Source organism: Streptomyces sp. NPDC006261 (assembly GCF_040613515.1).
Lineage (GTDB): Bacteria > Actinomycetota > Actinomycetes > Streptomycetales > Streptomycetaceae > Streptomyces.
Genome location: NZ_JBEXSI010000010.1, coordinates 146,685 through 166,969 on the forward strand (window position 1 = coordinate 146,685; position 20,285 = coordinate 166,969).

The 20,285-nt window shown below is 72.9% G+C and carries 18 protein-coding genes and 1 pseudogene; 8 read left to right on the forward strand and 11 right to left on the reverse strand.

The window, feature by feature from the left end; genetic code table 11:
- Positions 1-59 precede the first annotated feature (59 nt).
- Positions 60-1,097 (reverse strand): iron-siderophore ABC transporter substrate-binding protein, encoded by a 1,038-nt coding sequence (locus tag ABZ154_RS08915; protein WP_356830437.1) that lies wholly within the window; start codon positions 1,095-1,097, stop codon positions 60-62.
- A 210-nt stretch (positions 1,098-1,307) separates the two neighbouring features.
- On the opposite strand from ABZ154_RS08915, the gene ABZ154_RS08920 reads away from it, so the two are divergent.
- On the forward strand, positions 1,308-2,582 hold the full coding sequence (locus ABZ154_RS08920; RefSeq protein ID WP_356830439.1) for a hypothetical protein: 1,275 nt from the start codon (positions 1,308-1,310) through the stop codon (positions 2,580-2,582).
- A gap of 147 nt (positions 2,583-2,729) precedes the next feature.
- Positions 2,730-2,903: a hypothetical protein gene (locus ABZ154_RS08925; protein ID WP_356830441.1), complete on the forward strand. Its 174-nt coding sequence runs from the start codon at positions 2,730-2,732 to the stop codon at positions 2,901-2,903.
- 75 nt (positions 2,904-2,978) lie between these two features.
- On the opposite strand, the gene ABZ154_RS08930 is transcribed toward ABZ154_RS08925, so the two are convergent.
- From ABZ154_RS08930 to ABZ154_RS08955, 6 genes are all read right to left on the reverse strand, one after another.
- Positions 2,979-3,926, reverse strand: a complete 948-nt coding sequence (locus ABZ154_RS08930; RefSeq protein WP_356830443.1) for a 3-oxoacyl-ACP reductase — start codon at positions 3,924-3,926, stop codon at positions 2,979-2,981.
- Positions 3,927-3,960: 34 nt separating this feature from the next.
- Entirely contained in the window at positions 3,961-5,037 is a 1,077-nt protein-coding gene (locus ABZ154_RS08935; RefSeq protein ID WP_356830444.1) for a Zn-dependent alcohol dehydrogenase, read from the reverse strand.
- Between the two features lie 31 nt (positions 5,038-5,068).
- Positions 5,069-5,926 carry a MaoC/PaaZ C-terminal domain-containing protein gene (locus ABZ154_RS08940; RefSeq protein WP_356830446.1) on the reverse strand — a complete coding sequence of 286 codons (858 nt, stop codon included), beginning with the start codon at positions 5,924-5,926 and terminating at the stop codon, positions 5,069-5,071.
- 207 nt (positions 5,927-6,133) lie between these two features.
- Positions 6,134-7,615, reverse strand: a complete 1,482-nt coding sequence (locus ABZ154_RS08945) for an MFS transporter (protein ID WP_356830448.1) — start codon at positions 7,613-7,615, stop codon at positions 6,134-6,136.
- Between the two features lie 110 nt (positions 7,616-7,725).
- A complete protein-coding gene (locus tag ABZ154_RS08950) occupies positions 7,726-8,925 on the reverse strand; it encodes a lipid-transfer protein (RefSeq protein ID WP_356830450.1) in 1,200 nt (399 codons plus the stop codon).
- 27 nt (positions 8,926-8,952) lie between these two features.
- Positions 8,953-11,235, reverse strand: a complete 2,283-nt coding sequence (locus ABZ154_RS08955) for an acyl-CoA dehydrogenase (RefSeq protein ID WP_356830452.1) — start codon at positions 11,233-11,235, stop codon at positions 8,953-8,955.
- Positions 11,236-11,424: 189 nt separating this feature from the next.
- On the opposite strand from ABZ154_RS08955, the gene ABZ154_RS08960 reads away from it, so the two are divergent.
- From ABZ154_RS08960 to ABZ154_RS08980, 5 genes are all read left to right on the forward strand, one after another.
- On the forward strand, positions 11,425-12,969 hold the full coding sequence (locus tag ABZ154_RS08960) for an MFS transporter (RefSeq protein ID WP_356830454.1): 1,545 nt from the start codon (positions 11,425-11,427) through the stop codon (positions 12,967-12,969).
- Positions 12,970-12,996: 27 nt separating this feature from the next.
- On the forward strand, positions 12,997-13,644 hold the full coding sequence (locus ABZ154_RS08965; protein ID WP_356830456.1) for a class I SAM-dependent methyltransferase: 648 nt from the start codon (positions 12,997-12,999) through the stop codon (positions 13,642-13,644).
- Between the two features lie 90 nt (positions 13,645-13,734).
- Entirely contained in the window at positions 13,735-14,622 is an 888-nt protein-coding gene (locus tag ABZ154_RS08970) for an N-acetylmuramoyl-L-alanine amidase (RefSeq protein WP_356830458.1), read from the forward strand.
- A gap of 223 nt (positions 14,623-14,845) precedes the next feature.
- Complete coding sequence (locus ABZ154_RS08975; RefSeq protein ID WP_356830460.1) at positions 14,846-15,718, forward strand: DUF5336 domain-containing protein; 873 nt, start codon at positions 14,846-14,848, stop codon at positions 15,716-15,718.
- Between the two features lie 117 nt (positions 15,719-15,835).
- Positions 15,836-16,846 carry an LLM class F420-dependent oxidoreductase gene (locus ABZ154_RS08980; protein ID WP_356830461.1) on the forward strand — a complete coding sequence of 337 codons (1,011 nt, stop codon included), beginning with the start codon at positions 15,836-15,838 and terminating at the stop codon, positions 16,844-16,846.
- A 15-nt stretch (positions 16,847-16,861) separates the two neighbouring features.
- On the opposite strand, the gene ABZ154_RS08985 is transcribed toward ABZ154_RS08980, so the two are convergent.
- Positions 16,862-17,641: a maleylpyruvate isomerase family mycothiol-dependent enzyme gene (locus ABZ154_RS08985; RefSeq protein ID WP_356830463.1), complete on the reverse strand. Its 780-nt coding sequence runs from the start codon at positions 17,639-17,641 to the stop codon at positions 16,862-16,864.
- A gap of 230 nt (positions 17,642-17,871) precedes the next feature.
- Here ABZ154_RS08985 and ABZ154_RS08990 point away from each other — a divergent pair, with 230 nt between their 5' ends.
- A complete protein-coding gene (locus ABZ154_RS08990; protein WP_356830465.1) occupies positions 17,872-18,162 on the forward strand; it encodes a hypothetical protein in 291 nt (96 codons plus the stop codon).
- A gap of 28 nt (positions 18,163-18,190) precedes the next feature.
- Here ABZ154_RS08990 and ABZ154_RS08995 read toward each other — a convergent pair whose 3' ends face one another.
- From ABZ154_RS08995 to ABZ154_RS09005, 3 genes and pseudogenes are all read right to left on the reverse strand, one after another.
- Positions 18,191-19,264: a prenyltransferase gene (locus tag ABZ154_RS08995; RefSeq protein WP_356830467.1), complete on the reverse strand. Its 1,074-nt coding sequence runs from the start codon at positions 19,262-19,264 to the stop codon at positions 18,191-18,193.
- Positions 19,261-19,992, reverse strand: a complete 732-nt coding sequence (locus ABZ154_RS09000) for a class I SAM-dependent methyltransferase (protein WP_073873973.1) — start codon at positions 19,990-19,992, stop codon at positions 19,261-19,263. The genes ABZ154_RS08995 and ABZ154_RS09000 overlap by 4 nt, the downstream gene beginning before the upstream one ends.
- Before the next feature lie 79 nt (positions 19,993-20,071).
- Positions 20,072-20,285: pseudogene (locus ABZ154_RS09005) on the reverse strand (glycosyltransferase family 1 protein); the annotation flags it as partial.

Genomic DNA, 20,285 nt, shown 5'->3' on the forward strand with positions numbered 1-20,285 from the left:
TACTTCAGCAGGCCGCCGGACCCCGAGCGGCCTGCTGCGGAAGGCCGGCGCGGAGGCGGCTACCTCACCAGGTCCGCGCGGAGGTCGTCGAGGACCAGACCGGCGGACGTGACGCCGAGGCCCAGGTACCAGGTCTCGTCGGAGACGTCCTTGGCCCGGCCCTCCTTGACCGCGTCGAGCTTCTTCCACAGCGGGTTCGCCTGGGCGGTGTCGCGCTGGGTCGCCTTCGCGTCGCCGTAGACGCCGGTGAAGATCCAGTCGGCGTCCGCCTCGTCGATCCGCTCCGGGCTGATCTCGGTGGCGAGGTCGTCGATCTGCTGGTTCTCCGGGCGGGGCAGGCCGACGTCCTCGAGGATCGTGCCGATGAACGACGCCTTGGCGTAGAGCCGGAGGCGGTCGGGCATGTAGCGGACCATGGAGACGGTCGGCTTGTCGGCGCCGATGTCCTCGCCGAGCTTCTCCGCCTTCGCCTGGTACGCGGCCAGCGCCGAACGGGCCCGCTCGGTGCGGTCCAGGGCGGCGGCGTTGAGGAGGTAGTTCTCCTTCCAGGTGAAGCCCGGGCGGATGGAGAACACGGTCGGGGCGATCTTGGAGAGCTCGTCGTACTTGTCGGCCGCGCGCAGCTGGCTGCCGAGGATCAGGTCGGGCTTCAGGCCCGCGATCGCTTCGAGGTTGAGGCTGTTGATCGTGCCGACGCTCTTCGGGTTCCCCGCGCCCTTCTTCAGGTACGACGGGATGGCCGCGTCGCCCTCGCTGGGCGCGTAGCCGACGGGCTCCAGGCCGAGCGAAACAACATTGTCGAATTCGCCAACGTCGAGGACGACCACGCGCTTCGGGGCTGCCTCGATCTCGCTCTTCCCCATGGCGTGGGTGACGGTACGGGGGAACTCACCCGGCTCCGCCTCGGTGCCGTACGCCGCCGTCTTCTTCGCCGCGTCCGCGAAGTCCTTGCCGCCCGTGGCGACGGCCGCCTTCTTGTCACCGCCGGCGTCCGCCTTCGCCGCGTCCCCGCCGTCTCCGCCCCCGCAGGCCGAGAGGGAGAGGGCGGCGGCAACCGCCAGGGCGACTGCGGCGGTACCGCGGGGCCGGAGGGACATCGCTTGCTCCTGCTGCTGTGCGTACGTGCGCGGGGCACGCCCGTTGATGAGGGTCGCCTAACCCTAGGCGTGGCCGACCTTGCCAGCACACTCACCCCCTCTCCCTCAGGAGAATCCGGGCATCACCACCCTTATGTGTGAAGTGAGGTGGCTCGTGTTGTTCGGCTGGAAGTGCGAAAACTAGTTTTCGTAGCCGGAGGTGACGAGTCCATGACTGCCTGTGCCATCGAGGGCGGAACCGCCGGGGCCGCCACGACGGCGGATCCCGGTCCTGAAGAGTCCGGCGAGCCGGAGGAACCCGTCGGGGCGGAGGAGGCTGCCCAGCCGGAGAGGGCTGCCGCGCCCTGGGCCGGGACGCCCCGCGCCCCCGGGACCTTCACGCTGACCGCGGACGGTGCGTACGGGGCCCGGCTGACGGCGGCGCCCGGCCCCCCGGGCGAGCAGCGGGCCTGGTACCCGGAGCGCTGGACGCTGGACGGGCCCGAGCCCTACGCCGTACCGCTGCCCCTCCACCAGCCCGAGGAGCCGGACGCTCAGGTGGTGCCGCTCGCCGACGGGCGGGTGCTGATCCGGCGCCGGGTGGCGGACCGCCAGACGTTCTCGCTGCTCTACCCGACCGGGCCCGCCACCGGCGAACTGGCCCTCGGCGCGGTCGAGTGCGACGGGATGACGCTGCTGCCGCCCTCGCCGGACGGCTCCAGCGTCTACGCCCTCTCGCCGGGCGACCACTCCTCGCTGCTGTGGCTGGTGGCCGGCGGCGCCTTCGGGCCGGAGCTGGTCGCGGAGGTCCCCGGGCACTGCTCGGGCGGGGTCTGGCTGGACCGGGCGGGCCGGATGCTGGCCCTGGACCGGCAGCTGCCGGGCGGCGGGCCGGTGAAGGCGGTCGCCGTGGACCTGGAGCGGAACGGTGAGGTGACCCCGCTGCTCCAGATCACCCCTTCGAGCGACGACCGGCTGCTGCTGGCCGACGCGGACAGCGGGCTGCTGCTGCTCCGCTCGGACGCGCCGGGCCACGACCGGCTCGGCTGGGGTGTCCTCGGCAGCTGTCTGCCCGTGCGCTTCCCGGAGTGCCTGCGGCCGGCGGACGTGGCGGTGAGCCCGTTCGCGGTGCAGCCGGGGCAGATGCTGATGCCGGAGAGCTGTGCCGTCGCCCTGCGCATCGACGGGGCGGCGGGAAGCTGGGTGGGGGTGTGGCGTCCGCAGGGGCGGCGACTGCACCAGCTCGCGGCGCCGGAGGGCTGGTCGGCAGGGGCCGGGTACTGGAGCCGGGACGGGGTGCTGCACCTGCCGTACGCGAACGCGGCGACGCCCTGCGCCGTGGCCCGGATCGAAGCCCCGGGCGACGACGAACCGCTCCCGCGAGCCGCCGGGAGGGACGGCCACGCGAGCGGAACGGAACCGTCCGCCGCCGTCACCCCTCCTGTCGTGTGTAAGCCGGTTCCGTTGGGGCAGGCGCCTCTGCACCGGGCGGCATCACCTGACTAAACTCGGTGCCTGGGCTACGCAGCCGTACCGGGCGGGCGCCGACGGTGACCGCGCCGGAGGGCGGCGGCGGGGCTTGCGAACACGAATACGGAACACGAATACGTACGTGCGACACAGGTAAGCGATCACAACGGGGTGACTTCCCACATGTCCGAAGCCCGAACCGACACGACCACGCCGCGTACGCCGGGGGGCGACGCGGAGGGGGCCGGGACCGGCGGTTCCGGAAAGCACCGAGGGGGTGCGTCGATGGAGAACACGTCGGTGCAGCCGCACGGGCGCCACCGCAGGCCCGCCCAGGAGGAATCCAGGGTGGCCTGAGCCGTAGCGCAGCAGCAGTCCGAGGTGGGCCCGGGTTCGGCGAAAGCCGTGCCCGGGCCCACCTTCTCTTTTCCCCTACTCCCGCTTGAGACCCAGCACTTCGGCGGCCGCGAAGGTCTCGTTCCGCGGCCGCTCCGCGTAGTACGGGGTGATCAGCCCGTCCAGCTCGGCGAAGGTGAACGTCTCCTTCGCCGCGTCGAACCTGGCCGCCACCCTGGGCCGTTCGACGATCGCCACCATGCCCCCGTGGACGACGAGCAGCTGCCCGTTGACCCCGGCCGCGGCGGGTGAGGCGAGATAGCCGACCAGCGGGGAGACATGCTCGGGGGCCAGCGCGTCGAGCGTGCCGTCGGCCGGTTCCGGGAAGCCCGCGAACACCTCCTCGGTCATCCGGGTCCGGGCGCGCGGGCAGATGGCGTTGGCGGTGACGCCGTACTTGGCGAGGGCGAGCGCGGTGGAGGTGGTGAGGCCGACGATGCCGCCCTTGGCCGCCGCGTAGTTGGGCTGCCCGGCGGAGCCCGCGAGGTAGGCCTCCGACGAGGTGTTGACGATCCGCCCGTAGACCGGACCGCCGGACTCCTTGGAGCGGGAGCGCCAGTGGGCGGCGGCGAAGCGGGTGGTGTTGAAGTGGCCCTTGAGGTGGACGCGGATCACCGCGTCCCACTCGTCCTCACTCATCGAGAAGATCATCCGGTCGCGCAGGATGCCCGCGTTGTTGACCAGGATGTCGAGCTTTCCGTACGTGGAGACCGCCAACTCGACGAGCTCCCGGGCCTGGTCGTGGTCGGACACGTCTCCGAGGTGGGCCCTCGCCCGGCCGCCCGCCGCGCGGATCTCGGCGGCGACCTCCTCGGCGGGGGCGGCGGACGCCTCGCCCGTGCCGTCGCGGCCGGGCTGCCCGTAGTCGTTGACGACGACGGCGGCGCCGAGTCGGGCCAGTTCGAGGGCCTCGGCGCGGCCGAGGCCCCGGCCGGCGCCGGTGACGATCGCGGACAGCCCGTCCAGCGGGAGGGGAAGTGACATGGCATTCCTCAACGTCGTCGGTCAGGGGCCGGGTTCAGAGTTCGATGCAGGTACGCAGCGACTCCCCGGTCCGCATCTGGTCCAGCGCGTCGTTCACCTCCTCCAGCCGGACCCGGTGGGTGATCATCGACTCCAGGTCGATCCGACCCGCCCGCCAGAGCGCGATGGCCCGCTCGTAGGAGCGCAGCACGTCCCCGCCGCCGTACATGGAAGGGAGGATGCGCTTCTCGTCGAAGAACAGCTCGAACATGTTGACCTGGAAGTGGTCGTCCATCGCCCCGGCGCCGACGACGCAGAGGGTGCCGCCGCGGCGGGTGTGCTCGTAGGCGGTGCGGGCGGTGGCGGACTTTCCGACGACCTCGAAGACGTAGTCGAATCCCTCGCCGCCGGTGATGCGCTGCCGGGCGTCGGCCAGTTCGTCGGGGGCGACGGCCTCGGTGGCGCCGAAGCGGAGGGCGGCCTCGCGGCGGGAGGCGACCGGGTCGACGGCGACGATCTGGGCGGCGCCCTGGACGCGGGCGCCCTGGATCGTGGAGATGCCGACGCCACCGCAGCCGATCACCGCGACCGACGAACCCGCCTCCACTTTCGCCGTGTTGATGGCCGCGCCGAGGCCGGTGGTGACCCCGCAGCCGATCAGGGCGGCGATCTCGAACGGTACGTCGCCGGGGATCGGCACCGCGCAGCCCGCGCCGACGACCACCTCCTCGGTGAAGGTGCCGGTGCCCGCGAAGCCGAAGACGTCGCCGCCGGGGCGCTTGAAGTTGGGGGTGCCCGCGTTCATGAAGCCGGCGAGGCAGAGCTGGGTCTGGCCGCGCTTGCAGGACGGACAGGCCCCGCAGGCGGGCAGCCAGCAGACGAGGACCCGGTCGCCGGCGCTCAGGCCGCTCACCCCGTCACCGACGTCGATCACCTCGCCCGCGCCCTCGTGGCCGGGGATGAAGGGGGCGGGCTGCGGGAGGACGCCGCTCATCGCGGAGACGTCGGAGTGGCAGAGCCCGGTGGCCCGGATGCGGAGCTTGACCTTTCCGGGGCCGAACCCCACCGCCTCGACGTCGTCGAGGACCTCCAGCTTCTCCTGGCCTGTCTCGTGCAGTACGGCTGCGCGCATGGGTACGGCTCCCTCGAAGGTGTCAGAGATGTCAGGAGTGGTCGACGAGCGTGTCGACGAGGACCGGTGCGTCGTCCCGCTCGGCGGCAGTGACCGTCACCTGGACGCGGCCGCCCCCGGCCTCCCACATCCGGATGCGGAGGGTCTCGCCGGGGAAGACCACTCCGGCGAAGCGGGTGCGGTAGGCGGTGACGCGGGAGACGTCGCCGTCCAGCAGGCTGTCGGTGACTGCCTTCAGGGTCATGCCGTACGTGCACAGCCCGTGCAGGATCGGCCGGTCGAAGCCGGCCAGCTTGGCGAAGGCCGGGTCCGCGTGGAGCGGGTTCCAGTCCCCGGAGAGCCGGTAGAGCAGCGCCTGGTCCTCGCGGATCGGGCGCTCGACCGTGCGGTCGGGGTCGCGGTCCGGCGGGGTGAGGCGGTCGGCCGGCCCGCGCTCGCCGCCGAAGCCGCCCTCTCCCCGTACGAAGATCTGGGCGTCGTTGGTCCAGAGCGGACCGTCGTCGTCGCTCGCCTCGGTGCGCAGCACGATGACGGCGGCCTTGCCCTTGTCGTACACCGCCGCGACCTTCGAGGTCTGCTCGGCGCGGCCGGTCACGGGGATCGGCCGGTGGACCCGTACCGACTGGCCGCCGTGGAGGACAGCGGCGAGGTCCACGTCGATGCCGGGCGCGCCCATCCCGCCGAACGCGGCCGTTCCCGCGCCGGCGACGGTGGCGAAGCTCGGCAGCACCTGGAGCCGGGACTCCAGCGTGTAGCGCAGCTCGTCGGGGTCGGTGGCGGGAATCCCCGCGCCGAGGCCCAGGTGATAGAGCTGGACGTCCTTGTGGTTCCAGGCGATCTCGGCTCGGCGGGGGTCGGCGGCGAGGGCCGCTGGGGCATCGATGGGCATGGCGAAGCCGCTCCTTGACGGGGAGACCGACGGTGGAGACCTCGGTGCGGCTGTCCGCACCGCCGACCGCACCGAGGCCGTGCGGGGACCGGCAGAGCGCGCCGTTCTAGAACGCGTTCTAGCCGATGGCCCATGTATAACGCAGCCCCCGGGAGTTGGGAAGACTGCTGACGCCACGTCAGATGCCGTGCTGCGGATGCGAGTTGCTCAGACCCGCTCCTGGGCCTTCCCCTTCGCCGCCTGCTCCTCCCGTACGCGGGGCGTCCGGTGGTTCGGCAGCCACGCCAGCATCACCACGACCCCGACCAGCAGCACCCCGCACGCCGTACGGAACGCCGTCGCGTACCCGGCGGTGACCTCGGCCGCGTCGACCGAGCCCGCCGTACGGGCGGCGGCGACCGTGGACAGCACCGCGAGCCCGATGGCACCGCCCATGGTGCGGGAGGTGTTGACCAGGCCGGAGACGAGTCCGGCGTCCCCGGCCGCCGCGCCGGAGGTGGCGAGGGTGGCCAGCGGGGTGGAGGCGAGTCCGGCACCGGCCATCATCAGGACGCCGGGCAGGCAGATCGCCGTGAGGTAGGAGCCGTCGACGCCCATGGTGGACTGCCAGCCGAAGCCCGCGGCGGTGATCAGCACCCCGGCGACGGCGAGGCTCTTGGCCCCCGTACGCGCCATGAGGCGGGGCGCGGCCTTGGAGCCGATGATGACGGCGGCCGAGGTCGGCATCAGGGCGAGCCCGGCCTGCAACGGCGTGTAACCCAGCACGTTCTGGGCGTAGACGGTCATGAAATACCACATGGAGAAGGTCGCCGACCCCATGAGGAACATCGATACGTTGGCCGACGAGACCGCCCGTACGCCGAAGACGCGCAGCGGGATCAGCGGAACCGCCGTCAGCGCCTCGACCAGGACGAACGCGGCCAGCAGCACCACGCCCGCCAGCAGCGGTACGAGGGTGACGGCGGCCGACCAGCCCGCGGCCTCGGTCTGGACGACGCCGTACGCGACGGTGGCGAGGCCCGCGGTGACGAGGACGGCGCCCAGCAGGTCGATGCGGCGGCGGTCGCCCGCCCGGCCCTCGGTGATCCACAGGGCGGCGGCGACCAGGACGAGGGCGCCGACGGGGACGTTGATGAGGAGGACCCAGCGCCAGGAGAAGACATCCGTGAGCACCCCGCCGATGAGCCCGCCGGCCGCGCCGCCGCCCGCGCCGACCGCCATCCAGGTCGCTATCGCCTTGGTCCGGGCGGGGCCCTCGGGCACGGCGGCGGTGAGGATGGTCAGCGTGGCGGGGGCCAGGACGGCGGCCCCGAGGCCTTGCGCGGCCCGGGCCGCGAGGAGCTGCCAGCCCTCCTGGGCGAGGCCGCCCGCGAGGGAGGCGGCGGTGAAGACGCCCAGCCCGACGAGGAACATCCGCTTACGCCCGTAGATGTCGGCGGCCCGCCCGCCCAGCAGCATGAAGCCGGCGAACGCGATCGAGTAGGCGTTGACGACCCACTGGAGCGCGCCGTGGCTCAGCCCCAGATCGGCCCGCATGGAGGGCAGCGCCACGTTGACCACGGACACGTCGAGGACGACGAGGAACTGTCCCGTACAGGCGGCGAGGACGACGGCCCACGCGCCGGCGGGTATGCGGGAGCGGGAGGTACGGGTGGGCGCGGGTGCGGGGACGTCTGCCATGCCGGTCATGGTCGCAGGTACTCGATGCCCCGTACATCGGGTATCGGTCGGAGATCCTGGGCCCGGGGCGTCCTAGGTCCCAAGCCCCGGCCCCGGCCCGGTCCGCCCTCCGCCCCCTCTCACCTCCGCAGCAGCGTCACCACCGCCGCCCCGCCCAGCCCGATGTTGTGGGCGAGGGCGGTGCGGGCGCCCGGGACCTGGCGCGGGCCCGCCTCGCCGCGCAGCTGCCAGGTCAGCTCGGCGACCTGGGCGATCCCGGTCGCCCCCAGCGGGTGCCCCTTGGAGATCAGCCCGCCCGACGGGTTCACCACCCACCGCCCGCCGTACGTGGTCGCCCCCGACTCCACGAGCCTGCCGGACTCCCCCTCGCCGCACAGGCCGAGCGCCTCGTAGGTGAGGAGCTCGTTGATGGAGAAGCAGTCGTGCAGCTCGATCACGTCGAGATCCCCGGGGCCGAGGCCGGAGGCCGCGTAGACCTGCCGGGCGGCGGCCCGGGACATCGGGGCGCCGACCGCGTCGACGCAGGTGCCGGAGGCGAAGGAGGCCTCGGTGTCGGTGGTCATGGCCTGGGCGGCGATCTCCACGGCCCGCTCCCCCAGGCCGTGCCGCTCGACGAACCGCTCGGAGACGACCACGGCCGCCGCCGCGCCGTCGGAGGTGGGCGAGCACTGGAGCTTGGTGAGGGGGTCGTGGACGGTGCGGGCGGCGAGGATCTCCGCCACCGTGTACGGGTCCTGGAACTGGGCGTACGGGTTGTTCACCGAGTGCCGGTGGTTCTTGGCCCCGACCGCCGCGAGCTGCGCGGGCGTGGTCCCGTACCGCTGCATGTGCTCGCGGGCCGCGTTGCCGAAGATCTGCGCGGTGGGCGGGGACGTCGCGAAGCCGTGGGCGGCCGCCATGATCCCGTAGTGCCGGGCGACGGGCGAGGAGGCGAAGTCCCCGCCGCCGGAGCCGCCTTCCGTGCCACCGCCCAGTGAGCCTCGGGCCATCTTCTCGAAGCCGGCAGCCAGGACGCAGTCGCTGCCGCCGCCCTCGACGAACTGCCGGGCCAGCATCAGGGCCGTGGAGCCGGTGGCGCAGTTGTTGTTGACGTTGTAGACGGGGATGCCGGTGAGCCCCAGCTCGTAGACGGCCCGCTGTCCGGCGGTGGAGGGCTGGAAGCAGTAGCCGACGGGGACCTGCTCGACCTGGTCGTACCGGACCCCCGCGTCCTCCAGCGCGGCGGTGCCCGCCTCGCGGACCATGTCCCCGTAACTCCACTCGCGGGTCTCGGGCTTCTCGAACTTCGTCATGCCGACGCCGACGATGTAGGCCTTCATGTTCCGAGTCCTCTCGTGTCCACGTGCTCAGTCCCGGGGGAGGCCGAGAATCCGCTCGGCGACGACGTTCAGCTGGATCTGGGTGGTGCCGCCCGCGATGGTCAGGCAGCGGGACATCAGGAAGCCGTGCAGGGCCCGCGCCGCCGCGTCCGGTTCGTCCACCGCACCTGCCGGACCGAGGAGTTCGAGGGTCAGCTCGGCGACCTTCTGCTGGTGGACGGTCTGGACGAGCTTGCGCACCGAGGCTCCGGCGCCCGGTTCGAGGCCGGAGACCTGTTGGAGGGTGGTGCGCAGCCCGATGCAGGCGAGGGCGTGCGCCTCGGCGGCGAGCGCGCCGATACGCGCCCGGGTGGTGTCGTCGAGCCCGGCGGAGCGCGCGATCAGAACCTCGAGACCGCTGTCGAAGGTCATCTGGTCGGCCATGTGGACGCGTTCGTTGCCGAGCGTGTTGCGGGCGACGCGCCAGCCGCCGCCGGCCTCGCCGACGACGGCGTCGGCGGGGAGGAGCACGTCGTCGAAGCAGACCTCGTTGAAGAGGGCCTCACCGGTGATCTCCTTCAGCGGGCGGACGTCGATGCCTTCGGCGTTCTTCATGTCGACCAGGAAGTAGGTGAGCCCCCGGTGCTTGGGCGCGTCCGGGTCCGTGCGGGCGAGCAGGATGCCGTGGTCGGCGGTGCGGGCGGCGCTCGTCCAGACCTTCCGGCCGGTGATCCGCCACCCCTCGTCGGTCCGTACGGCACGGGTGCGCAGGGCGGCGAGGTCTGATCCGGCGTCGGGCTCGGAGAAGAGCTGGCACCACTGGAGGTCGCCGCGCAGGGTGGCCGGCAGATAGCGCGCGCGCTGCGCCTCGGTGCCGTACGCGATGAGCGAGGGCACGACCCAGGTGGCGATGGAGAGGTCGCTGAGCCGGATGCCCTGGTGCCTCGACTCCTGCTGGATGGCCAGCTGTTGTACGGGACCTGCGTCCAGCCCGTACGGGGCGGGCAGGTGCGGGGCGGCGTAGCCGGTGGCGGCGAGGGCGCGGCGGGCCTGGCGGGGCGGCAGGCCCCGGGCGGCGGCGAGGTGGGGGCGGGCGTCGGCTCGGTGGCGGGCGGCCTCGGCGGGGAGTTCCAGGGTGAGTTCGCGGCGGACCCCGGCCTCGGCGAGGCGGACGGCGCGCAGCCGGTGGGTGTGGGCGGGGCCCAGGAGCTGGCGGGCGAGGACGGCTCGGCGCAGCTGGAGGTGGGCGTCATGCTCCCAGGTGAAGCCGATGCCGCCGAGGATCTGGATGGCGTCCTTGGCGCAGCTGTACGCGGCCTCCGGCGCGGTGGCGGCGGCGAGGGCGGCGGTGAGCCCCCGCACCCCGGGGTGTTCTTCAGCGGCGCGGGCTGCCTCGTCGGCGGACCGGGCCGCCTCGTCGGCGGCGCGGGTCCCTGGGACATCGGCGGCCTCGTCGGCGGCGCGGGCCGCGTCCCAGGTCAGGGCCCGGGCCTGTTCGAGGCGGACGAGCATGTCGGCGCAGAGGTGCTTGACGGCCTGGAACGCCCCGATGGGCCGCCCGAACTGCTCGCGTACGCGAGCGTGCTCGACGGCCGTGTCCAGGCTCCGGGCGGCGGTCCCGCAGGCGTCGGCGGCGAGAAGGACGGTGGCCAGGTCGCGGACGAGCGCGGAGTCGAGGGGCAGGGCCCGATGGGCCGGTACGAGGACGGCGTCGGCCCGCACCTCCGCTGTCGGCCGGGTCGGGTCGACGCTGCGGTGCGGGCGCACGGCGAGCCCCTCGGCCCCGGCGTCCACGAGGAACCAGCGCTCACCGGTGGGCGTGCCGGCGGGCAGGAGCAGCAGGTCGGCCGCCTCGGCGGAGAGGACGGGCGGGGCGGCCCCGTCGAGGCGGTGGCCGCCCTCGGCCGGGGTGGCGGCGAGGGTGCCGGGGGTGAGGGCGAGGGCGGCGGTACGCTCCCCGGCGGCGAGGCCCCGGAGCAGGTCCCCGGTCCCGGTCACCCGGCCGAGCACCGCCCCCACCAGCGCGGTCGCGAGGTACGGCCCCGGCAGCGACCCGTAAGCCGCCTCCTCCAGGACCACGGCGAGGTCCAGGAGACCGCCGCCCCCGCCCCCGTACTCCTCGGGCAGATGGATCCCGGTCAGCCCCTGCCCGGCGAGCGCCTCCCAGTACGCGGGGCGCACCCCGGGGGCTGCCGGGCCTCCGGCGTCGAGGAGCTTGCGCACCTCGCCGGGCGGTGCGGCCCGCGCGAGCCACCCCCGTACGGAGTGCGCCAGCGCGCGGTGCTCCTCGGTGATCCCTGTGCCGGTACCGATACCTGTGCCGATGCCCATGCGAATCCTCGCCGGTCGCAGCCACTGGAACGGCGCAAGAGTAGAACACGTTACAGTCCTACGGAAGACCTGACGGGAAGTCAGACAGTCGGCGGCTCCGAGCCGGAATAGGGGCGGACCCGGGAAGCGTTCACCATGCACACACTTGGGGGGAGCCCGGGTGGTCAAGGCTGCCCGGAGGCCCCACGGATGCGACGGACGAAACAGATACGGCACACAGGGGACCTCCCCGAGCCGCCGAAGGCACGCTCCGGCCCCGTCGTGCCCGTCCTCGCCTTCGCGGGGATCACCGTCGCGGTCATGCAGACCCTGCTCGTCCCGGTCATCAAGGACCTGCCGGTCCTGCTGAACACCGACCCGGCCAACGCCACGTGGGTGATGACGGCGACCCTGCTGGCGGGTGCCGTCTCGACCCCGATCATGGGCCGGCTGGGCGATCTCCACGGCAAGCGCCGGATGCTGCTCGCCTCACTCGCCGTCATGGTGGTCGGCTCGCTGATCTGCGCGTCCACCGACGACCTGGTCGTGATGGTCACGGGCCGCGCGCTCCAGGGCTTCGCCATGGGCGCCATCCCTCTCGGCATCGGGATCATGCGCGACGAGCTGCCGCGCGAGAAACTCGGCTCGGCGATGGCCCTGATGAGCTCGTCGATCGGAGTGGGCGGCGGGCTCGCGCTGCCCGCCGCCGCACTGGTCGCCCAGCACGCCGACTGGCACGCGCTCTTCCTCGGCTCGGCCGGGCTCGGCGTGCTCGCGATGGGGCTCACGTACACGCTCGTCCCCGAACCCCCGCTGCGCGCCCCCGGCACCTTCGACCTCATCGGCGCCTTCGGCCTCTCGCTCGGCCTGGTCCTTCTTCTCCTGCCGGTCACCAAGGGCGGCGACTGGGGCTGGGCCTCGGCCCCCACCCTCGGCCTGCTCGCCGCGTCCGTCACGGTCCTGGTGCTGTGGGGCCTGTTCGAACTGCGGACCCCGGCGCCCCTGGTCGACCTGCGGACCTCCGCCCGCCGCGAGGTACTGCTCACCAACCTCGCCTCGATCATGGTCGGCGTCGCCTTCTACGCGGTCTCCCTGGTCCTGCCGCAACTGCTCCAGCTCCCCACGTCCACCGGTTACGGCCTCGGGCAGTCGATGGTGGTCGCCGGGCTCTGCGTGGCCCCGCTGGGCGTGACGATGATGTTCGTCGCCCCGCTCTACGCCCGGATCTCGGCCCGACGGGGCCCCAAGTCCACGCTCATGCTCGGGATGCTGATCATCGCGATCGGTTACGGGGCCGGGCTCGGGCTGCTCAGCGCCGCCTGGCAGACCGTGCTGATCGCGGTCGTGCTCGGCGCCGGGATCGGTCTCGCCTACTCCTCGCTGCCCGCCCTGATCATCGGCGCCGTCGACCCGTCGGATACCGGCGCGGCCAACGGGCTCAACACCCTGATGCGGTCCATCGGTACGTCGGTGTCGAGCGCGGTCATCGGCATGGTGCTGGCCAACACCTCGGTGACGATGGGCTCGGTGCGGGTGCCGTCGATGGAGGGGTTCCGGATCTCGTTCCTGATCGCCACGGGGGCGGTGCTGATCGGCCTGGTGCTGGCGGCGTTCCTGCCCGCGCAGCGCCCGTCGGCGCACCCGGTGCTGCTGGCGAGCAGCACGGACACCGGGCCCGGGCCCGCCCCCACTCCGGCCCCCGCCCCCGCCGCGACGGCCGGTCGGACCGTACGGCACGATGGAGCGCCGTCGTAAGCAGACCCGCCCCACCTGGAGGAACCCGTGACCGCCGCCGCTCCCTCCCCGGACGTGCTCGCCGCGTTCGAGGCCGCCAAGGGCTTCATGCCGGTCCACGAGGGGCTCGCCCTGTACGCGGCCGCCACCGAGGCCGGGGCGCTGGGGCTGCCCCTGCTGGAGGTGGGCACGTACTGCGGGCGCTCCACGATCCTGCTGGCCGACGCGGCCCGGACGGCCGGGGTGGGCGCCCTCACCGTGGACCACCACCGGGGCAGCGAGGAGCAGCAGCCGGGCTGGGAGTACCACGACCCGAGTGTGGTGGACCCCGAGGTCGGGCTGATGGACACCCTGCCGGCGTTCCGCCGCACCCTGCACCGGGCCGGTCTGGAGGAGCACGTGGTGGCGCTCGTCGGCCGGTCCCCGCAGGTCGCCGCAGTATGGGCCGGGCCGCTCGGCCTGGTCTTCATCGACGGCGGGCACACCGACGAGCACGCGAACGGCGACTACGAGGGCTGGGCCCCGCACGTCGCCGAGGGCGGGTTCCTGGTGATCCACGACGTGTTCCCCGACCCGGCCGACGGCGGGCAGGCCCCGTACCGGGTGTACCGGCGGGCGCTGGCCTCGGGGGCGTTCACCGAGGTGTCGGCGACGGACTCGCTGCGCGTGCTGCGGCGCACGGGCGCGGGGGTCTGAGAGCGCCCCGGGGGGCGTGCTGCAACCGCGCGTGCCCGGGGACCTGAGGAGTACCCGGGCGTGTCAACCCCGTACGGATAGCATCGCCGCGTGCCGTACGACGACAGTGTTCCCCCCACCCGCCGCACCCGCCCGCTCCTCGTGGCCGCCGCGCTGGCCGCGCTGTGCCTGACGACCGTCGCCGGATGCGGCGGCTCCCCGGACACGGCGGACGGGACGGGAGCGGCCGCTTCCCCTTCCGCCACCGGGGAACCCGACGCGACGCCCACCACGAAGGCCTCTCCCACCGAGCCACTGCCCCAGGGCCCCCTGACCGGCCGGACCGTGGTGATCGACCCGGGCCACAACCCCCGTAACCGCGAGCACACCAGGGAGATCAACGAGCAGGTCGACATCGGCACCGGGCGCAAGGAGTGCGATACGACCGGCACGTCCACGGACGCCGGTTACGCGGAGGCCCGGTTCACCCTCGATGTGTCGCACCGGCTGCGGGAGTTGCTCCAGGCGCAGGGGGCCAGGGTCCTGCTGACGCACGACGACGACCGGCCGTTCGGGCCCTGCATCGACGAACGGGCCAGGATCGGCAACGAGGCGAAGGCCGACGCGGTGGTCTCGGTGCACGCGGACGGCTCGGCGGTGGGCAACCGGGGCTTCCATGTGATCCTGCCGGCCGCGGTGAAGGGCGGCGGGGCGGACACCTCGAAGATCGTGCAGAGTTCGGCCGATCTCGGGGCCCGTATCGCCGGCCATTTCGTCCGCACGACCGGAAGCGCACCTTCCAATTACATCGGCGGGGGTACCGGACTGGACACCCGTGACGATCTCGGCGGACTGAATCTGTCGACCGTGCCCAAAGTCTTCGTGGAATGCGGCAACATGCGTGACCCGAAGGACGCGGCCCTGCTCACCGACGCCAGTTGGCGCCAGAAGGCGGCCCAGGGAATGGCGGACGGCATCGCCGCCCACCTGAAGGGGTAGGCCCTGACCACCTGAGGGGGTGGGTCGGCCCAGCCGGCAAGGGGTGGGTCTGCGGGGATATTGGGGGGATAACGGTTCAAGAAGCGGGCACGGGCGCAACCCGCCCGGTCAGACGATAGATTCATCCGTACGATGGGGAGCCACCCCCGAGCTTCATGCCGTGCCCGCCGCAGAGGCGGCAGCGACGACCGCCCCGACGAGACGACCGACTAAGGACCTTCACGTGAATATCCGCTCCCTCACTCGAGGCGACGGCGTGGTGATCGGAGCAGCGGTCGTGCTGTTCATCGCCTCCTTCCTCGACCTCTCCGGCTACGACTGCCCCACAGGCGTGGACTGCTCCCGCTTCAGCAGCCCGAACGCCTGGGACTCGCTCGGGCTCCTGATGAGCGTCTTCCTCGCCGGCATCATCGGCGCGGCACTGGTGGTGGTGGGCCGCCTGACGCCCGGCCGCAAGGTCGTGGGGTTCGACCTCGGCCAGTTCGGGGCCGCGTTCACCGTCTTCGCACTGTGGACCGCCTTCTGGACGACCATCGACGTCAGCGACGCCGGCGCCGGCCTGATCCTCGGCCTGCTGGCGACCATCGTGCTCGCCGCGGGCGCGATCGCCGGTCCGCTGGTCCCCGCACTCAAGGCGCCGATCGTCGGCGCCCCGAAGCCGCCGCAGGCCGTGCAGCCGCCGTACGGTGGCCAGCCGGGCCAGGGCTACGGCTACCCGGGCGCCCAGCAGCAGCCTTACGGCGCGCAGCCGAGCCAGGGGTACGGCTACCCCGGCGCCCAGCCCGGTGGCCAGCAGGGTCAGCCGGGTCAGGGCGACCCGGGTCAGGGCGACCCGGCGCAGGCGCAGGCCGCCCAGGCCCAGCAGGCCGCCCCGCAGGGCGGCGCGGCTCCGGCGGGCGACTTCACCCCGTTCTGGTTCGCCGTTCCGGTGGCCCGCCCGCTGTACGGCGAGGACGGCGCGCCGAACCCTATCGCCGAGCTGGCGCCGGGCACCTGGTACCTCGCGGTCGAGCAGCGCGGTCAGGGCCTCATCGCCCAGACCCAGGACGGCCGTCGCGGTGTGCTCCAGGACACGACGGGCATCCAGCGCGGCTGATCCCGTACGCCTAACGCCAGCGGCCCCCTGCCCTTCCGGGCGGGGGGCCGCTGTCGTACAGTCCGTCCCGCACCGCCATCACCTGACGGAACGTCATTTACGGCCGGAGGCAACGGAATGCGGCTCGGACTCGCACTCGGATACTGGGGCCGCGGCCCGGACCCCGGCCATCTCGCCCTCGCGAAGGAGGCGGAGCGGCTCGGCTACGACTCGGTGTGGACGGCGGAGGCGTGGGGCTCGGACGCCTTCACGCCGCTGACGTGGATCGCCGCCCACACCTCGCGGATCCGGCTGGGGACGGGCATCGCGCAGATGGCGGCCCGCACACCGACCTCGACGGCCATGCACGCACTGACCCTGGACCACCTCTCGGGCGGCCGGCTGCTGCTCGGCCTCGGTCTGTCCGGGCCGCAGGTGGTGGAGGGGTGGTACGGGCGGCCGTTCCCGAAGAGCCCGCTGACCGCGACCCGCGAATACGTCGAGGTGATCCGCCAGGTGCTGGCCCGGCAGGCTCCGGTGGAGATGGCGGGCCGCTTCCACTCCCACCCGTACACCGGCCCGGACGGCACCGGCCTCGGCAGACCGCTCAAAGCCATCACGCACCCGCTGCGCTCGTCGCTCCCCGTCCTGCTGGGCGCGGAGGGCCCGAAGAACATCGCCCAGACGGTGGCGATCGCCGACGGCTGGCTCCCCCTCTACTGGTCACCGCACCGCACGCACGTGTACGCGGCCTCGCTCACCGGACTCCGTGAGGGCTTCATGATCGCGCCGATGGCCCGCGCGCACGTCTGCGACGACGTGGCGGAGGGGCTGCTGCCGGTGAAGGCGATGCTCGGCTTCTACATCGGCGGGATGGGGCACGCGGCCCGCAACTTCCACGCGGATCTGCTGGCGCGGATGGGGTTCGAGGAGGAGGCGCGGCGGATCCAGGACCTGTTCCTCCAGGGCCGCAGGGAGGAGGCGGTACACGCGGTCCCGGACGCCTTCGCCGACGAGGTCTCCCTGGTGGGCCCGCGCGCCCGGATCGCGGAGAAGCTCGCGGAGTGGCGCAAGGGCCCCGTGACCGACCTGCTGGTCACCGCCCCGGACGCGCACACGCTGCGGGTCATGGCGGAGCTCAGCGCTTGAGCGACCGCTGGCCGCTCACCCGAACGACGACCGGTCCAGCCAGAAGTCCAGCAGCTCCGCGTCGCCGAGCACCTCGACCCGCTCGCTCGTCGGCTCCAGGCGGCGGTTGAAGACGAGCATCAGATCGGTGAGCGGACCGCGCAGGGCTACCGTCGCCTTCCCGTGGTCGTGCCGCCAGGTGAAGCGGTCCTCGCCGAACTCGATCAGCCACTCCGCCCCGGGTACGTCGGTGGCGTGCAGGTGCAACGAGCGCCCGCCGCCACGCAGTTCGTCCGCCTCCGGGTCACCGCCCTCCTGGGCGAAGGAGACGATCCGCAGCCACTCCTCGATGGTGTCGGCGGCCACCTCGGGGTCGACCGTGTACGGGACCCGCGCGGCGAGCGCCGCGTCCGCCCGGTGCACCACCGTCTCGTGCGTCATGCGCCGCGCCCAGAACGCCGGACGCCGCTCCCACGCCCAGGTCCACACCTCGGCGTCCGGTCCCGCCTCCCGCAGCGCGGCGACGGTGGCGGCCGCCCCCTCGGCCAGCCAGGCGTCCAGCGCGGCCGGGTCGTCGCTCCCGGGCCCCGCGGCGCCCGGCACCTTCTCCTCCGGCACGTCCTCGGTGGCCCGCCCTCGCACGATCGCCCCGACCCAGCGGTGGGCGCCGCCGACATGCACGGCGAGCTGCCGCAGGTTCCAGTCGGGGCAGGAGGGGACGTTCTCGGTCAGGTCCGCGCCCTGGAGCGTCGCACGCAGGGCGTCGGTCTGAGCAAGGATCTCGCCGCAGTAACGGTCGTAAGAAAGAAGTGTCATGCCGGGGACCCTAGCCGCGCCGCGGAAGTTGATCATCTGGATATCCGACCGCGTGTGATCAGCAGCCGGCGGAGCGGTGCGGAACGGGTCACGGCGGCCTCCCGGGCTGTGCGCCTCACGGTGAGTGACGAACCTCGGCACTCCCGGCCGGGCTCCCCCGGCCCCGCAGGGCCCGCCACCCGGTACCGCCATTCGGGTTTCACGCTGGGTAAAGCGGTAACGAGGATTCCATGTCTCCCAGAACCCGTACAGGCAGCAGTCCAGCCGCCCGGATCATCGCCGCCGTGGCCGACATCCTGGCCTTCATCATCATTCTCTGGATCCTGATGTACCTGCTGGACGCCAACCGGAGCAACGACTTCGTGCAGTGGGTGCACGACGCCGCCACCTGGCTGGCCGGCTGGTCGTACGACCTGTTCACGTTCGACGCGGCGTGGGCGCGGGTCGTGGCCGGTTACGGTCTCGCGGCCGTGGTCTACCTGTTCATCGGGCACGCGGTGGCGGGCCGGATCCGCCGCTGACGACGGGCCGGCCGCACCGGGACCACGCTCAGCGGCAGCAGTCCGGCTCCAGGCCGACCGGCAGCCGTTCGCCGGAGAAGACCGCGGTGGTCGCCTCGTCCCCCCCGAGTGCGGCCACCGCCAGCAGCAGGGAGCCCGCCGTCCAGGTGGTGAGCTCCTCGGGCCAGAAGGCCTTGTTGCCCTCGAAGACGTACCCCGTCCAGTACAGCCCGCCCTCGGCCCGCAGGTGCTGGATCGACTGGAGGACCTCCAGGGCCCGGTCCGACTCCCCCGTCACCCAGAGGGCGAGGGCGAGTTCGCAGCTCTCGCCGCCGGTCACCCAGGGGTTGGGCAGCACGCAGCGCACCCCGAGGCCGGGAACGACGAAGCGGTCCCAGCCCTGCTGGATGCGGGCGGTGGCCTCGGCCCCGCTGACGGCGCCGCCGAGCACCGGGTAGTACCAGTCCATCGAGTAGCGGTTCTTGTCGAGGAAGCGCTCGGGGTGGTTGCGGATCGCGTGGGCGAGCGCCCCGGTCGCCAACTCCCAGTCGGGCTGCGGCTCTTCGCGCCGCTCGGCGATGGCGAGCGCACAGCGCAGCGCCTGGTGGACGGAGGACGACCCGGTCAGCAGCGCGTCGTTCACCGGCGTCCCGTCGGCCTCCCGCTTCCACCCGATCTGCCCGCCGGGCTGCTGGAGTTGGAGGACGAACTCGATCGCCGCGAAGACCGTGGGCCACATCCGGTCGACGAACGCGTCGTCCCCGGTGGCCAGGTAGTGGTGCCAGACTCCGACGGCCACGTACGCACAGAAGTTGGTCTCGCGGCTGCGGTCGGTCGGCCGCTGCGGATCCCCGTCGTGGTAGGCGGCGTACCAGGAGCCGTCCGGGTTCTGGTGGCGGGCCAGCCACTCGTAGGCGCGCTCCGCCGCCTCGTGCTCGCCGGCCGCGTCCAGCGCCATCGCTGCCTCGGTGTGGTCCCACGGGTCGAGGTGGTGGCCCCGGAACCAGGGCAGCGCCCCGTCCTCGCGCTGTACGGCGGCGAGTGCGGCGACGGTCTCGGCGGCCTCGGCGGCGGTCAGGACCCCGGGAAGGACCAGGTGCTCGGTCTGTTCGGGAGTGCTCACGCCTGCGCCTTCGGAAGGTGCGGCTTGGTGGCGTACGCGACGAAGCTCTTGCCGACGACCGGGTTGAGCAGCTGCTCGGCGACCCGGGTGGCGAGCGGCTTCTTCATGATGTCCCAGACCAGCAGCTTGTGGTACGCCCGCACGGGCAGCGCCTTGTCGTTGTCGACGCCGAAGGCGCACTTGAGCCACCAGTACGGCGAGTGCAGGGCGTGGGCGTGGTGGGTGCCGTACGGCTTGAGTCCGGCCTCGCGGATGCGGGCGAGGAGCTGGTCGGCCTTGTAGATGCGGATGTGGCCGCCCTCGACCTCGTGGTAGGCGTCGGAGAGGGTCCAGCAGATCTTCTCGGGGCCGTAGCGCGGGACGGTGATGGCGATGCGGCCACCCGGCTTGAGGACCCGGACCATCTCGGCGAGGACGCCCTTGTCGTCCGGGATGTGCTCCATGACCTCGGAGATGATCACGACGTCGAAGGAGTCGTCGGGGAAGGGCAGGTTGAGGGCGTCGCCCTCCATCGCGGTGGCGGTGGCGCCCTCGGGGGCCTCCCCGGCCTCCTTCATCGCGGCGAACCACTTGGCGACCTCGCGGATCTCCTCGCCGTTCTGGTCGAGGGCCACCACCTGTGCGCCGCGCCGGTAGCACTCGAAGGCATGCCGGCCGGCACCGCAGCCCAGGTCGAGCACTCGGTCGCCTGCGGCGAGCGGGAAGCGGGTGAAGTCGACGGTCAGCACGAGGGCCTGCCTTCGAGGTCGGAGGTACGGGTTCAGAGAAGCGGATTCGCGGTCACGTGCACCTGCGGGTACGGCGCAGTCACCTGCGGGCTCCGCGGACGGCGATCGCCTGACGGTACAGCTCGGCCGTTCCGGCGGCCGCCCGGGCCCAGGTGAAGTTGGCCAGCACCCGCGCCCGGCCCGCCCCGCCGAGCCGGGCGCGCAGCTCCGGATCGGCCAGCCAGCCGGAGGTAGGCCTCGCGGCTGGTGACGACCAGGTCGAGGCGGTGCCCGGCGACCCGGCCCTTGAGGTC